The following is a 607-nucleotide window of genomic DNA, read 5'->3' as shown; positions in this document are numbered from 1 at the left end:
GGTAGGCGGGGTCGAACGCGGGGGAGGAGGGCATGAACGGGGCGTAGATGGGCTCGCTGAGGCCGAAGCGGACCTGTTCGATGATGCGTTCGCGGTCGATGGCGCGGGCGACGGCCTGGCGTAGTGCCTTGTTGTCGAACGGGGGTATGGAGCCGTTCATGAAGAAGATGTCCATGCGGCCGCCGCCTTGGACCAGGGTGAACCGGCTTTCCAGGCGCTCGGCGTGGCGTGGGGGGATGTAGGCGGCACTGTCGACGTCGCCGGCTTCGAGCGCGGCGACGAGGGCTTCGTCGTCGCGGAAGAACCGGACCTCGATCTCGTCGAGGCGTGGCTGTTCGCTGTTCCAGTGGTCGGGGTTCTTGGTGAGGACGAGGCGGCGGTCGCGTTCGAAGGTGTCGAGGAGGAAGGGTCCGGAGCCGGATGGCTCGGTCTCCAGCGTCGCCGGGGTGTTGCTCGCGGCGGGCACGAGGGGGAATCCGGACATCCAGTCCAGGACGAGGCCCTCGGGTGTCGGCTCGGTGAAGGCAAGCTGGACGGTGCGCTCGTCGACGGCCGTGGCGGTGGAGATGAACGAGGCCGGCCCGGTCTGCGTGAAGCCGGCCTCCGG

At 68.9% G+C, this 607-nt stretch carries 1 protein-coding gene; it reads right to left on the bottom strand.

All coding sequences use genetic code 11. The features are described 5' to 3' along the window. Window positions 1-607 (bottom strand): ABC transporter substrate-binding protein (locus tag E1269_RS32010; protein ID WP_203434300.1); only part of this gene is annotated, 607 nt, incomplete at both ends.

Source organism: Jiangella asiatica (assembly GCF_004349065.1).
Taxonomy (GTDB): domain Bacteria; phylum Actinomycetota; class Actinomycetes; order Jiangellales; family Jiangellaceae; genus Jiangella; species Jiangella asiatica.
Note: the sequence above shows the minus strand (reverse complement) of the source record. Positions and strands in the feature narration are given on the sequence as shown.